This is a genomic window from Pseudoalteromonas umbrosa (assembly GCF_030125375.1).
GTDB lineage: Bacteria > Pseudomonadota > Gammaproteobacteria > Enterobacterales > Alteromonadaceae > Pseudoalteromonas > Pseudoalteromonas umbrosa.
In genome coordinates, this window is the sequence record NZ_JASJUU010000001.1 from 339,761 (window position 1) to 354,249 (window position 14,489).

At 41.2% G+C, this 14,489-nt stretch carries 13 protein-coding genes; 8 read left to right on the forward strand and 5 right to left on the reverse strand.

Annotated elements, in window-relative coordinates; translation table 11 throughout:
• Positions 1–41: 41 nt before the first annotated feature.
• A complete protein-coding gene (locus QNM16_RS01475; protein ID WP_284018827.1) occupies positions 42–1,583 on the reverse strand; it encodes a basic secretory protein-like protein in 1,542 nt (513 codons plus the stop codon).
• Positions 1,584–1,990: 407 nt separating this feature from the next.
• Here QNM16_RS01475 and QNM16_RS01480 point away from each other — a divergent pair, with 407 nt between their 5' ends.
• The gene (locus QNM16_RS01480) at positions 1,991–2,425 is read left to right on the forward strand and encodes a GNAT family N-acetyltransferase (protein ID WP_284018828.1); all 435 of its coding nucleotides are present in this window, start codon (positions 1,991–1,993) and stop codon (positions 2,423–2,425) included.
• On the opposite strand, the gene QNM16_RS01485 is transcribed toward QNM16_RS01480, so the two are convergent.
• The gene (locus QNM16_RS01485) at positions 2,420–3,316 is read right to left on the reverse strand and encodes a carboxylate/amino acid/amine transporter (protein ID WP_284018829.1); all 897 of its coding nucleotides are present in this window, start codon (positions 3,314–3,316) and stop codon (positions 2,420–2,422) included. The two genes, QNM16_RS01480 and QNM16_RS01485, sit on opposite strands and share 6 nt — an antisense overlap.
• Positions 3,317–3,742: 426 nt before the next feature.
• On the opposite strand from QNM16_RS01485, the gene QNM16_RS01490 reads away from it, so the two are divergent.
• Both QNM16_RS01490 and QNM16_RS01495 read left to right on the forward strand, forming a co-directional pair.
• Positions 3,743–4,306: a lipid-binding SYLF domain-containing protein gene (locus QNM16_RS01490; protein ID WP_284018830.1), complete on the forward strand. Its 564-nt coding sequence runs from the start codon at positions 3,743–3,745 to the stop codon at positions 4,304–4,306.
• Positions 4,307–4,456: 150 nt separating this feature from the next.
• Positions 4,457–5,380: a GGDEF domain-containing response regulator gene (locus tag QNM16_RS01495; RefSeq protein ID WP_284018831.1), complete on the forward strand. Its 924-nt coding sequence runs from the start codon at positions 4,457–4,459 to the stop codon at positions 5,378–5,380.
• A 47-nt stretch (positions 5,381–5,427) separates the two neighbouring features.
• Here QNM16_RS01495 and QNM16_RS01500 read toward each other — a convergent pair whose 3' ends face one another.
• Positions 5,428–6,681, reverse strand: coding sequence for an aromatic amino acid transport family protein (locus tag QNM16_RS01500; protein WP_417709141.1), 1,254 nt, complete (start codon positions 6,679–6,681; stop codon positions 5,428–5,430).
• 791 nt (positions 6,682–7,472) lie between these two features.
• Between QNM16_RS01500 and QNM16_RS01505 the strand changes: the two genes are divergently transcribed.
• The 3 genes from QNM16_RS01505 (at position 7,473) to QNM16_RS01515 (ending at position 9,821) form a co-directional block, all read left to right on the forward strand.
• On the forward strand, positions 7,473–7,886 hold the full coding sequence (locus QNM16_RS01505) for a flagellar basal body L-ring protein FlgH (RefSeq protein ID WP_284018832.1): 414 nt from the start codon (positions 7,473–7,475) through the stop codon (positions 7,884–7,886).
• 235 nt (positions 7,887–8,121) lie between these two features.
• Complete coding sequence (locus QNM16_RS01510; protein ID WP_284018833.1) at positions 8,122–9,018, forward strand: alpha/beta fold hydrolase; 897 nt, start codon at positions 8,122–8,124, stop codon at positions 9,016–9,018.
• A gap of 71 nt (positions 9,019–9,089) precedes the next feature.
• Positions 9,090–9,821, forward strand: coding sequence for a DUF4097 family beta strand repeat-containing protein (locus tag QNM16_RS01515; RefSeq protein ID WP_284018834.1), 732 nt, complete (start codon positions 9,090–9,092; stop codon positions 9,819–9,821).
• A 48-nt stretch (positions 9,822–9,869) separates the two neighbouring features.
• Here QNM16_RS01515 and QNM16_RS01520 read toward each other — a convergent pair whose 3' ends face one another.
• Both QNM16_RS01520 and QNM16_RS01525 read right to left on the reverse strand, forming a co-directional pair.
• On the reverse strand, positions 9,870–11,084 hold the full coding sequence (locus QNM16_RS01520) for a M24 family metallopeptidase (protein WP_284018835.1): 1,215 nt from the start codon (positions 11,082–11,084) through the stop codon (positions 9,870–9,872).
• A gap of 29 nt (positions 11,085–11,113) precedes the next feature.
• On the reverse strand, positions 11,114–12,352 hold the full coding sequence (locus tag QNM16_RS01525; protein WP_284018836.1) for an NAD(P)/FAD-dependent oxidoreductase: 1,239 nt from the start codon (positions 12,350–12,352) through the stop codon (positions 11,114–11,116).
• A gap of 208 nt (positions 12,353–12,560) precedes the next feature.
• Here QNM16_RS01525 and QNM16_RS01530 point away from each other — a divergent pair, with 208 nt between their 5' ends.
• Positions 12,561–13,475 (forward strand): dihydrodipicolinate synthase family protein, encoded by a 915-nt coding sequence (locus QNM16_RS01530; protein ID WP_284018837.1) that lies wholly within the window; start codon positions 12,561–12,563, stop codon positions 13,473–13,475.
• Between the two features lie 11 nt (positions 13,476–13,486).
• Positions 13,487–14,488 carry a 4-hydroxyproline epimerase gene (locus QNM16_RS01535; protein WP_284018838.1) on the forward strand — a complete coding sequence of 334 codons (1,002 nt, stop codon included), beginning with the start codon at positions 13,487–13,489 and terminating at the stop codon, positions 14,486–14,488.
• Position 14,489: the final 1 nt, after the last annotated feature.

Consider the following 14,489-nt stretch of genomic DNA (forward strand, 5'->3'; position numbering starts at 1 on the left):
TGTAAGGGAGTGAGCACACTTATGCTCACTCAAGTTGGTGCTTAGTACTCTAGTTGGCCACCATTATTGATAAAAGTGACGTACTCTTGCCAAAGGTCCTCTACACCTCTGCCTAAAATCTGTTGGAAAGCGGCATCAAAAGACCAAGTATAATTTCCTAAATCTTTTGCCGCTTTATTAAATTTGTATAGGAAGTCAGGATCGTGTGTGACACGGACATAGTGTAAAAAGAACCCTGTGGTGGTGTAACCACCTAGCCATTTTTTAGGGTCGTTTACATTAGGCGTACGTGTTTTGTGAAGACCTTCTCCAATTCTGACTGCATCCGCAAGTCCTTCAGTATAAGCCCAATAAGCTTTACCATCGCCGTAATTATCATGAGTTAGCGGTGAATTGTTGTAACCGTGGGTGACTTCATGAGATAAAATACCATCAATCTCATTGCGGATCGCAGCGTCTGAATTACCGTTGTCACGGTAAATTTTCTCAAGGTGGCTCGTACTCACGACTATGGTCATTTCACCAGAACCATCTTGGCCCATCTTGTATGCAACAAACTCATTACCCCAATGATCTTTTGCTCTAAGTTCGAATTGAAGGTTTCTGAAGCGATTGGACTCGACAGAGTCGCGGTAAAGTATTTTTGCTACATCCACGCAGCGATTTGCCATATGGCCAGCAGGATCTGAGATGATGCGTTTGAATAAAATAGCCCCTTGAGTTTGAGGGTCGACATCAACAAAGCTCACTTGTGGCTTTTTCCATTCACCTGTAGGAGGAGTGGTTGTTTCTTCCTTAATATTAATGGTGTAGCTGGTATTTGAGTAACCATATACTGAGACATATACGTCATTACCTTGTAATGTACATGATTCATTGGCATGGGGTGTGGTGCTGCTGCAGTCAAATAACTGGGTTGTTGGCTGAGCTGCGCGTCGCATATATAAATCAGCGTCTCCATTACCCGTTGTTGTCGCAATCACTTTTCCTGCAACATTAAATGGACCAAAATGCTGCCACTGGCCTGCGTTTAAACTATTACTTTGCGATATAGGTAAAGTGATCGGTGGTGTGATGTCAGCTGAAAACATCTCGATTTCAGCAAGTTGTAAAATATTTGCGCCCTTGGTTGATGAAATATCAACTTTGACAAACGAAAAACTCTGTGGATTTGCAACATTAAACTGCTTTGTTTGATGGCGAGCACTAAAAGATTGATTGTAACGTGTATCCAGTGTTGTCCAGTTTACGCCATCATTAGACCCTTGTAATTGCCAATCTTGTGGATCACGATTTGGCGCATCATTGGCTGAAGTGAGCGTGTATGAAGTTATAGTTTGCGGTTGTGCAAATTGATAACTTATCCATCCTGACGAGGTGAAAGTCAGCCATTTGCTGTACTTGTTATCATCAAATGCTTTAATTCGGCCTTCAAAGTCACCATTTTCGCCTGATGCGCGGATGGCATTTGGATTATCTGAAGTGAGGTCTGTTTGTGCAATGGCTGCGGTCGATAATAATGCGCCAAGTAAACATGCGAGTTTGGTTTTATTTAAGGCATTGTGTGTAATTAGTGATTTCATGTGTATCCAACCCTTGTATCGTTCCAATAATTGATTGTGGCTTGTTCCCTTATTAATTTTGACTTAAGTGATGTTTTTTATTTTTATGAACTCATTTCATGTCAAAAATAATTGGAACGGTTTAAATAATTGGTTGTATTTTAAACTTTGTCAAAGGTTTTTTTACGGTTTTGTAACTATTTGGTATGCTAGTTGTTCAATTTGATCGAAGTTTTTGAATTGTTTTTTATGGGTGTAAGTTTATTTTTTGATTATTTTATTCATGCGCTATATATAAAAAAGCACTATTTTTCAGTGCGATAAAATAGACAGTCATTTACAAGGAGAAAGGTAATTTATAAAATTGAATGAAAGAAATTAATTGTCATTTCATGAGTGTAAAGAAATGAAAATAGTGGGAGTATAAAATGAACTGGAGTATCGAACAGGGGAGCATTGATGAGGTTATTGAGATCGAAAATCAAGTGCCTGAGTTTGTAACGCCAAAAACGCGAGCATTGATAGAAGCGCGTTTACAAAATAAAAAAACACTATTGCTAGTTGCCAAAGTAGATGGTCAGCCGGTCGCGTATAAGCTGGGTTATGCTTTGGATGAAAAACACTTTTATAGTTGGTTAGGCGCTGTTGTTCCTGAGTTTAGAGGAGCTGGGATCGCACAAGCCTTGTTGAATGAGCAGGAGCGCTGGTGCACTTCACTGGGCTATGGAGCCATTAGTGTTAAATCAATGAATAGATTTAAGAATATGCTAATGATGCTTTTGAAAAACAATTATCAAATCGTCGCGTGCCATCCACTAGAAGATGGCACGGATAGCAAAATTCATTTTTTAAAGCAGCTATAACTTACGATTAGAGCGCTGAGGCTTTTTCGATGGTTGTGTGATAGTTTTCTTTTCAAAATAGTAATTTACCAATAGCGCGAGACAAATAATGCCGCTGCCGATTAGTAGTGATAATAAATCGGCTTGACGGTTCCAGATCAGAAGGTTTACCAGCACGCCTGCGGGTATAAGTACATTGTTCATTATGGCGAGAGCGCCAACAGAGACAAGCGTAGCGCCCTTATTCCATAAGAAATAACCTAGTCCTGATGCAACTAATCCGAGGTAAATGAGAATTCCCCACTGCAATTGAGTCGTAGGCAACTTTTCACTATTACCTAATATCATGTAACTTAAACCAGTAACAATAAGTGCACCAAAAAAGAAAAAGCCAAAGCAAGTGTGTTGAGGGGGGAGCGCGTTACCCTTGGGTAGCCTTTGATACAATACCTGACCTAGTGCAAAGCAAAAATTTGCCCCCTGTACCAACAGTAAACCAGTCCAAAAATCTTCGTTTACCTGTGCTTGGCGTATGGTTATAGCCCCCGCAGTTGCGAGCAATGCAACAAATAGATAGTGAAGGTGCAGCTTTTTCTCTATCAAGTCATTGATGATGGTGATGTAAACCGGCGTCATAACGGTAAAGAGCAGGACCTCTGGCACACTTAAATATAAAAAGGAGTGATAATAAAAGCCATACATCAAACCAATTTGGATTGCGCCAATTGCCATTAATTGCAATGCGACACGCGGTGTAACACCAGAAGGTCTCGTAAAAGGCAAAAATATCAGTAAGGCGATAGCAACACGACTAAAAGCCGCAAACCAAGAGTCGACTTGACCGGCGAGATAGACCCCAATCAAACTAAATGAAAAGGCCCAAAGTAGAGTGACAAAAGAAAGGTATTGCATAGTATCCGGTTTGAGTTTTTGTCTATGGTAAAAGGTCACCAGGGATAAATCGAGCGATTAGCACAAAAAGTTAAAATTTATTGAGGGCCCGTTTTGCACTTAGCCATACTGATGCTGATTCATCGATAATAACGAACTAATTAACCGTTATAATATGATTTTAATTTACTACCTAGTCGCTACAATGAAGTTGTTTTCACATTTATCCCTTTCATGATTACCCATGATGTGTTAAAGGCCACCATTTTTATGGTGGCCTTTTTATTTGCATGGAGAGTTCATGGAGGGGTTTTCCTTCATTTCACACTTTTTTACATATCAACGAGTTTTTGTTCATCATACGCTAAACTTCAAACTTGCATTCTTTGCATCAGATGACATCGATAATGTCTTTTAGAAAATATCTGTAGTAGCGAGGAGTATAATATGAAGCGGTTATTTGTTATGGGATTGATACTGTCAATTGCTTACCTGTCGGGCTGTGCATCTATGGGGTCGGGTGATAATGTCCAAAAGCGTGCGCAAATAATAAAGATGAAAAACGATACCCTGTCGCAGCTCTATAAAGAAAAGCCAGATACTCGAGCGCAGTTACGTTCAGCTGTCGGTTATGCGGTGTTCTCAAATGCCAACATTAACTTACTATTGGTGTCTGCTGGAACAGGCTATGGGGTTGTTAAAAATAACCAAACAGGGCAATTCACATATATGAATATGGCCGAAGGTGGTGTGGGCTTAGGTCTTGGTGTTAAAGATTACCGTTTAATTTTGGTTTTTCATACTACAGAAGCGCTTAATGACTTTGTCAGTAATGGCTGGACATTTGGCGGTAACGCTGATGCAGCTGCAAAAGCATCTGATAAAGGAGCTGCCATTCAAGGTGAGGTTTACTACGGAGGCATGTCGGTTTATACGCTGACGCAGAGTGGCTTGGCTTTACAGGCGACCGTCAAAGGTACTCGGTTTTGGCCTGATAGCTCTCTGAATTAAACAGTTTAAAAGCGAGACAGTAAAAAAATCGTATAAAGCTAATATCAGCATAAACGTATTTTTTATAAGATTTCGCTTTTTGTTCTTGTGAGCTAAACAAGTATTCGCTATAAACAACGTAAGCATGTGTAAATATTTATAGAGGGTTACGTGTTTAAGGAAATTGACGACCTCAGTGATAGCTTAGTCTTGATCGTAGAGGACTCGGCATTAACGCAAAAAGTGCTAGGTGCTTGTCTTGATGGGTTGTGCCGTGTAGATGCCGTCGACAGCGCGGAAGAGGCGATTAATTATTGTCTTAAATCGCCACCGGATTTGATTTTAATGGATTGGATCCTTGGTGGCATGACGGGCCTAGAAGCGTGTAAAAAAATCCAAGCAATGGATGAACTCAACGACATCCCTATCATATTTGTCACGTCTAATACCAATGAAAATCAACAAGAGTTATGTTGGGATGCGGGCGCAGTAGACTTTTTAGGAAAGCCGATTGTTGCTAGGACTCTGGTTAATCGAGTTAGAACTCACCTTAAGTATAAACGCCAAACAGATATCTTAAAGCAATACTCTTTTTTTGATGGTCTCACTGAAGTGTTTAATCGACGCTACTTTGATATGGAGTGTAAACGCTTGTTTAGGCAAAACTTACGGCAGCAACAATGCTTAGCCGTAGTTATGCTTGATATTGACTACTTTAAGTTGTTCAACGATGAATATGGGCATTTGCAAGGAGATGATGCACTCAAAGAAGTGGCAAAAGTTGCCGTTAAAATGGTAAATCGCCCTCTAGATAGCGTGTTTAGATATGGCGGTGAAGAATTCGCGGTTTTATTGCCCAATACCAGTGACGATGGCGCCCTAAAGATAGCGCAGTCCATTGTACATGCGGTAAGAGGGCTTGAGATCCCACACGGTAAGTCTGAGTTTGACGTGGTCACAGTGAGCGCAGGTGTCGCTGTTGGAAAGTACGGTGTCTATGACAATGTCGAAGAGTTAATTCAAAAAGCAGATGAAGGCTTGTATATGGCAAAGTCTAATGGCAGAGATCAGGCATTTTTATTTAATGAAAATTAAGGCGTAGAAGGTGCAATTCGCGTGATTGCACCTTTTAGGTTGTGACTTTACATATTAAATAACAAGGCAGATACAGCGAGTAATCCAACGCTAAGTACGAAATAAGTACTTAATTTCCCCTTGTACTTTTGCAGTGCTGGTACTTTGTAAATCGCAATGGTCGGCATGACAAAAAGGATTAATGCGATAATTGGACCTGATATTGCGCCCATCATATCTAAAATACTTGGGTTGATAACTGCACACACCCAAATAGAGATAAACATTAATACCACGCCAAGTTTATCAGCTGCTTTATAGCTCATTGACGTCTGTTTGGTTACCAATCCATTAAAGCTCTCTCTCGCGCCTAAGAAGTGTCCTAGGAATGATGAGGTGATAGCAATGAAAGCGACGAGTGGCCCAAGTGTTTCAATGAATGGGTTGTTGTATACGTTTGCAAGGTAAGACAGTACAGACACATTCGCTTCTTTCGCTTCAGCCATTTGCGCTGGTGTCAGTGAAAAAATACAAGAGAATACAAAAAGTAATACGAAAGCGATGAGCATAAGAGCTGTGTTTCGCAAAATAGCTTCAGCCTTGATTGTCGCTTCTGATTTGTAGTGTCTACGCTGTGTATTGGCGAAGCTAGAAATTGCTGCAGCATGGCTGAATGAGAAGACAACAATAGGAACAGACAACCATAAAGTTTCTGTCAATGAGCCTACATCAGGTGTGGTAATAGCTGGTAATTGCCAGTTAGGTATTAAATATAAAGACAAAAATAACAAAACACCTACTAATGGGTAGACCAGAATCGCAAACGCTCTAAGTAATAATTTTTCTCCCCCCAACATAATGGCAATCATACCCGCCACTAGCACACCAGATAGTAATACTCTTGGTAAAGACTGCATTTCTAGTTGGTTGACCATGAAGCTGTCCACTGTATTGGTCAGTCCCACACCGTATATAAGTAAAATAGGGAAGATTGAGAAGAAATATAGGAGTGAAATCAAGCGACCACTGGTTGAGCCAAAGTGCTCTTCAACGACGTCAGTGAAGTCTGAATCACTTTTGTTTGAAGACAACACGAATCGTGCAAGTCCTCTGTGTGCTAAATAAGTCATGGGGAAAGCAAGTACAGCCATGATCAATAGCGGCCAAAATCCACCAATACCGATATTAATAGGTAAGAATAAAATACCTGCGCCAACGGCTGTACCAAATAGACTTAGCACCCAATTGGTATCATGTTGGGTCCAACCCGATTGATTGGTGTTTACCATGTTACTGGTATCCCCCGCTTGTGAATGACTCATACTTGTTGTCCTACGTTTTTTAATTTTAATCGCGCGGATGATATAGAAATTCACTTCTTGATGCATGTTTATTCGGTTTGTTTGGTTGTTTTTTATTCATGGTGAGGCTTTTGCGGTTAATAAGTATTCACAATGGTGTTGGTGGGTATGTACAAATTTGAATTGACGAGCACCTGTATTGGGGTGCCATGATAAGGAGTCGTAAAGTTACTCAATACTTGATTGACAGGGTATTACGATAGCTACGAGCGTAAAAATGCTGATTATGCTAGGTTTTCTGATAAAGACGAAAAAGAAAGCTGGTGCATATTTATTTATTAGCAAATCCTATTTAATGAAATCAGATAGATATAGTTAATATAAATATTTTTAATAAATGATGATTTTATTCATAACTTTTTATTTTTGTTAAGTTGGTATCTTAATTGCGTTATTCTTAGGTGCTATTATATAAAATTATGCAGTGTTAATTTTATTTTTGTTAGTGGTTTTAGTTTATGGTTTATTCATTGTTTGTTTTATCACTTATTTGGTTTTGTTTTATTCTTTTTAAGAAAACAGGAGTGTTTTTTAAGTGATCGCAGTTATATGTGAAATTAGTTTGAACGGTCTAATAATTGAGCTTTCTGAGATAGGGTGAATTGCTCAGGAGCTTTCGATTAATACTCGTGCAACTGCGTCGTTGGTTGTCAATTTCTTTATTGCAAGTATTACACTTTTACACATTCCCTGACTGATTCCTACACCGAGTTTAACTATGATTTACCCATCAAACATGATTGGGGAAAATAATGAAAAAGCTTTTAACAATTACAGTAGTAGCACTTTTGGCTAGTGGCTGTGCACATCACAATAACGTTAGACCAGCGCAAGATGGCAAGCATTATGTTAATTTGACCGCAGAAACAAGACAAAAAGCCGGAGAAGAAGCATTAGATCAAGCTAATTATTACTGCAGTGAAAATGGCGATACTCGTGCTTACATTATTAATGAAACCATCACTTATATGGGCTCAATGCCTGAACAAGAATATTTAAAAAATCGCAATTTGGCTGAAGCTGTTGAAGTGGCTGGTGCGGGCATGTCAATTTTAGGCGGTGGTCATGTGGATGACGTAGGTACTGCTATGTGGATCGGTGGTGGTATTGCGGAGGACTCAATGGGGGAGCCATATCAAATAAACTTATCCTTTAGCTGCAAGTGATGAGCGGTTTTTTATTTTACTATTTAGTTTTAGTTCTTTTATGTATTACTTTTTGGCGGGTGTTACTAAATAAGAAGTAGCGCCTGCTTCTCTCTAATTTTTAATAACTCATTTGATAGACTCTTCTGCACCTTTAATATACTCACATTAATTTAAATACCTTTATTGCAAGTTATCTAATGCATTGTTATGTTCTATCTAAATTGATGGAATATTAAATTACAAGGCCATAACAATGATTAAAATAACAGCCTTTATCAGTCTTGCTATTTTACTACAGACATATTGTGCTTCTGCAAACATAGTCGCGCCCGCAGTGTCCAAGCATGTCGATGTTGGAGGGGTTAAGCTTTATATAGTTTGCTATGGCGAGGGCACTCCGAGTATTGTCGTCAATTCAGGATTTGGTGGAGCAGGGTCTCAAGGTGGTTGGGAGGAAGTTATCCGGCACATGAGCCCGTCAAACCAAGTTTGCCTTTATGACCGAGCAAATTTAGGGAAAAGTGAGCCCTTTTCTGGCCATTATGACGTTGGAGTCATGGCTAGGCAATTAGGAATATTGCTCAAAAAAGCGCAGGTTCAAACGCCACACATACTAGTTGGGCACTCTTATGGTTCCTATCCGATAAAATTATTTAACCACGCATTTCCAGAGCGTGTTTCGGCGATTTTACTGGTTGACCCGACTCAATACGGCATGTTCAATAATGCCATTGCTAAATGGGCACCAGATCAAGACACTTATTCAGCCAGCTTTACTCAGCGCATGCAGGACGAGCTATCTGGATGGCATAATCCAGATCAAAACTCTGAAAAAGTTGATTTAAAGGCCAGCGCTCAGTTAATAAAAGACAGTAAGGATTTTGGTGATACGCCGTATGTTTTACTGTGGTCTAAAAATGGTGTTTGGCGTGGTGGAGACGCCCCTGATGACTGGCACCCAAAAGCTTGGCAAAGAATGAAGACAATGTACGCTGAAGCGATTGATAAGATGCATAGTTTGTCTTCGGATAAAAAAATTGTTTTTGCAAATACGCCACAGCACAACATTTTTCAATATGAACCGGAGTCAGTTGTTAAGGAACTTCGATACTTACTTGATAAATTAAACCAAGCGCCTGAAAAAAACTGAACGTGCATTTAAACCTTTCTGTTACCTCTGGTCGTCAAAGTTTTTAAATAGGAAAAAACAAGGACAACAAGATGAAAGCTTTAATGATGGCGGCTCTAGCAATATCTTCATTTTATGTTTCTGCAACTGCGTATTACTCCTCGGATTACAAATTTGTGAAAACAACCTCTTTAAGCTTACCTGCAAGCGAACTGGCACAACTAAAAATTGATGCAGGGGCGGGTAGTTTGAAGTTGATTGGAGAAGAGACAGATAAGATTAGTGTCACTGCTGAGATATATCAGTTAAGTGATGGAGGAGATTACTGTTTAGATTTGACTGAGCAAGATAACAAAGCCTTGCTTAAAGCAAATGTTTGCCACCACAGGGAAAATGATACCTTGGTACATCTTTCAATCACTGTACCTCAAAACCTTGTGACTCATATTAAGGACGGCTCTGGGTCAATGAATGTGTCACATGCGAGTATTCAAAGTATAGATGATGGTTCAGGCTCTATCATAATTAAGGATAACCTAATTTCGCTTGAGATAGATGATAATTCTGGCGGTATTGAGGTCTTGAGTGTGCAAGGTGAACTAGATATTGATGATGACTCTGGAAAAATTCTTGTTGAGGACATCAAAGGCAATGTTCGCATAGAAGATGGCTCTGGTAAGGTCGTTGTTGAAAATGTCACTGGTAAAGTCTCAGTCGATGATGGCTCAGGAAGTATCTCAGTGCGCAATGCGCAATCATTCGAGTTAATAGATGATGGTTCTGGCAAGGTTAATTTGAGGAATATCCGCGACCAGCAAAATTAAGTCTTTGTATACAACGCCGCAGACAAGATACTGCGGCGTTTTGTATTGCTACTTCTCTAGCCCAAAAGGGTCATCAATACTATGACTTGGTTCCGTAAACCATTTAGGACCTGACTCCGTGATGTAAAAATGATCCTCAAGGCGAATACCGAATTGGTCGGGAACAACCAGCATGGGTTCATTAGAAAAACACATACCTGGCGCAAGTGGTTGCGGGTTGTCTTTGACTAAATAAGGCAGCTCATGGATATCTAAGCCGATCCCATGTCCTGTTCTATGTGGGCAACCGGGCAGTTGATAATCTGGCCCCAAGTTTTGTTCAGCCAAGTAGGTTCTTGCTGCATAGTCTACATCGCCACAGTTCGCGCCAATGTGCGCTGCATTGAAAGCGTGCAACTGAGCTTGCTTTTCATGGGCCCATATTGCGCGTTGATAGTCTGTTGCTTCACCAAAGACATAAGTGCGGGTAATGTCACTTAGGTAGCCATGCAGTTTACAGCCCGTGTCTATCAATACGACATCGCCTTTTTTAAGTGTTTGGGGCTCCTTTACACCATGTGGAAATGATGTCGCTTTGCCAAATAACACGATACAGAAGTAACTGCCTGTAGCACCAACCTTTTTGTGTGCTTGCTCTATAAATGCTTCCACTTCTGTGGTGGTGATACCTTCATGCAATATGGAGGCCGCTGCTTTTTGCACTGCCAAGGTCATATCCATTGCGCGTTGAATTAAGGCAAGCTCATTGTCTGACTTATGCATGCGGCAATGGCCTGTAACACATTGCCCATTCATGATTTTTAATGCTGAGTTTTCTTTTTGAATGCCATCTACAGTAAAAAAGGCCGTGCTTTCATCGATTGCTAAGGTCGCAGAGTCTGGCAAGCCCAGTTCGGTTAACGCATGCCCAAGTAGCTGATATGGTGATTGCTCTTCTTGCCAAGCATATACTTTACCTTTGATGATTTGATAATCACTGATGGTGCCTAATTCAAAAAATGGTGCAATGAAACATACATCGCCTTGAGCCGGAAGTATTGCACCAACAAGCCGCTCACTGGCCGACCAGCTTAAACCCGTAAAATACTTTAAGTTTGTACCTGCATTTAGGTATAACGCATCAATATTTTGTGCGCGCATGTAAGCTTGTGCTTTTTGCATCCTCCCACGATATTCATCCGCTGCAATGGGGTGTGCATCTTGGGTCATGTCTTTGAGATTGGCAAGAGCCGCTTGTTTGGTTTGAAAACCGATACCTATCATAACTGTATCCTATTTAGTTTTATCAAGCATTACTGAAAACGCGCAATACTGTAGGGGGTAATATCAAATACTGTTGGCTTATTTGCAACCAAGTTTGCGATGAGTTCACTGGTGATAGCGGCCTGTGTTAAACCCAAATGTTGATGGCCTAGTGCGAATAAAATATTGGGATGCGTTGGCGCTTGGCCTATCACAGGTAATGAGTCGGGCAGTGAAGGTCTGGGGCCCATCCAGTGTTCGCCTTGCTCTACATGGTTGAACTTTTTCAGCAGCGCTTGAGCATGGGTCAATAAAGATGCTGCACGTGCATAAAATGGCGGTCTGTGTAAGCCTGCAAATTCGACAGTGCCAGCTAACCTGAGACCTGCTTGCATCGGTGTCATAATGAATTGTCGATCTGCAGAGGCAACGGGGCGACTGAGTGCATGGTTACTAAGCATATTATGATAACCCCGCTCGGCTTCTATCGGTAACTTATAGCCTAATTGCTGGCAAAGTTGTTTGCTCCAAGCTCCAGCACATATAATGACCTTGCTAAAGTGTTTTGATTTTCCAAGAGAGTCGATGACACTCGAGTTATGTTCATGTTGAGCGACCTCTGCAACAGATTGCTGTACAAACTGACCACCTAAGCGAATAAACTCTTTATATATGTGCATTGATAGCTTTAACGGATCAGGGCTGTGTCCTACCTCAGTGAAAAGCAGGGCATAACGCACAGTGTCACTGATTTGAGGCTCTAATGCCGCGATAGCAGGTTTATCTAGCAATTCAACTTTTACCCCATTTGCAAGATAAGCTTGGTGGATTTTTTTTATTGCACCCAAATCGTAATTTTCAAAGGTGAGTAAACTGCCTTTACAGATGATATGCGCATTAAAATTATCTCCTAAAAGGCGTTTGTATGCTTCAAGGGCGGCTTGGTTAAGGGCTTTTAGTGCTTTTGTGTGACGTGTGTAACGCGGTGTAGGCATATTTGCACAAAATCGGGCAAACCATGGCAAAGCTTGTAATAGATATCGCCAGTCAATTCTTAAAGGACTTAGCTTGTCGAATAGCATACTAGGCAACTTTTTAAGTAGAGCGCGGTCGGCAAGTGGAAAAACTTGCTCAGTCGCAAAGTGACCAGCGTTTCCTTTCGAACATTGAGTGCCGATCCCTTTGGGATCAAACAGGGTCACTTGGTAGCCCAGCTGTTGTAGCTGCAGGGCATTACACAAACCTACGATACCTGCGCCTACGACTGCAATAGTTAAATCTTTCTTCATATTCTTTTCTCTATTTGCGATTGCATTTCTTTGATTTTTATCGGCTTAGCTTGATTTTAAACACTTTTTTATATTACTAATCATGGTCTTACGTCATTTTCTCAGCGTTGGTGAGAACCCATTTATACTTTTCAAGAATTGCATATTGATTATTGTATACAATATACCTATAGTAAAAAAAAGCAACAAACATAACAGAGGAAAAATAATGATCGTAGATTGGCAAGGGGTGTATCCCGCAGTAACCACACAGTTTAATGAAGATGAGTCAATTAACTTTGAAACAACCAAGGCCATGATCAACTCACTGATTGAAGAGGGCGTGCATGGCATTATTGTCCTCGGGACAGTCGGCGAAAATTGCGCATTGCGTGCAGAGGAAAAGCGACAAGTTTTAAGTGCAGCGAAAGAGGTTGTGGCCGGTAGAGTGCCTTTACTTGCCGGTGTGGCTGAGACCACCACCGCATTGGCAGTTGAGTTTGTTCAAGACGCCGAGCAATTAGGTGCTGAAGGTTTTATGGTGCTACCTGGGATGGTTTATCGCTCTACAGAGCGTGAAGCAATTTATCATTATCAACAGGTTGCTCGAGCAACTTCCTTACCTATTATGATTTATAACAACCCAATTACGTATGGCGTCGATGTATCAATTGAAGGCATGCGCACGTTAGCGGCAGAGCCAAATATTGTCTCAGTTAAAGAGGCCACAGAAGATACACGCAGAATAAGTGAATTAATCTCTGCATTTGGTGAGCGGTTCGTTATTTTTGGTGGCGTGGATGATGTTGCCCTAGAAAGTTTAATGTTGGGTGCAACTGGCTGGATCTCCGGTTTAACAAATGTGTTTCCCCGCGAGTCAGTGGCAATTTATAAGTTGGCGCAACAAGGTAGGTTTGCTGAGGCCACCGAAATCTGGCGCTGGTTTTTACCGTTACTCCGCTTAGATACAGTGCCAACCTTAGTTCAGTGTATTAAATATGCTGAACAACTTGCTGGACGTGGGAGTGAAAAGACGCGTTCACCACGTTTGAGTTTGACTGACAGTGAAAAAGCGTACGTGAGTCGATTATATGATGAAGCGATGACCAATCGTATCGACCTCACTAAATACAATCTTGATTAAGGATGATTGCAATGAACAGGGGTACATTTTTTTGTATTGATGGCCACACCTGTGGCAACCCTGTGCGCCTTGTTACCAGTGGCCACCCAAACCTTCGGGGGGCCACAATGGCAGATAAGAGGCAGCACTTTTTATCCGAGTTTGATTGGATCAGAACCGCTTTGATGTTTGAGCCCAGAGGGCACGATATGATGTCTGGTGCTTTTTTATATCCTCCTTGTAGCGATGATGGTGATATCAGCATTTTGTTTATTGAAACTTCGGGGTGCTTGCCTATGTGTGGACATGGCACGATAGGCACTGTCACTTTTGCGTTGGAGCACGGTTTGCTGACACCTAAAGAGCCGGGGCTTGTCAAAATTGATACGCCTGCTGGTCGAGTCGATGCCAGATATGAATTGCATCAAGGCAAGGTGAAATGGGTGAAGTTGATCAATGTTCCGGCTTTTGTCGCTCATACCAATGTGCAAGTGGATATCAAGGAGCTTGGAGTATTGACGGTTGATATTGCTTATGGCGGTAACTTTTACATTATTGTAGAACCCCAGGGTAGGTATAAAGGAATAGAGCATACGGACGCTGATACATTAATTAGGCAGGCTCGAGATATACGAGACGCAGTTAACGAACAAGTTGACTGTATTCACCCCCAGAACCCAAATGTTTTTGGTGCCACACATGTACTTTGGACAGGTAATCCGAAAAGTCCAAAAGCACATGCCGCTAATGCGGTTTTTTATGGAGACAAAGCCATAGATCGCTCCCCATGTGGGACGGGCACAAGCGCACGTATGGCGCAGTTATTCAGCAAAGGGCAATTGGAGCTTCAAAAGGACTTTATTCACGAGAGCTATATAGGCAGTCAATTTATTGGCCGTGTTGAGGCGGTAACAGAAGTTGCTGGTAAAGCGGCAATCCGGCCAAGTATTCAAGGTTGGGCTGTGAGCACGGGTACCAATTGTATTACCGTGGATGACGATGATCCTTATGCATTCGGATTCCAAGTGATATAGC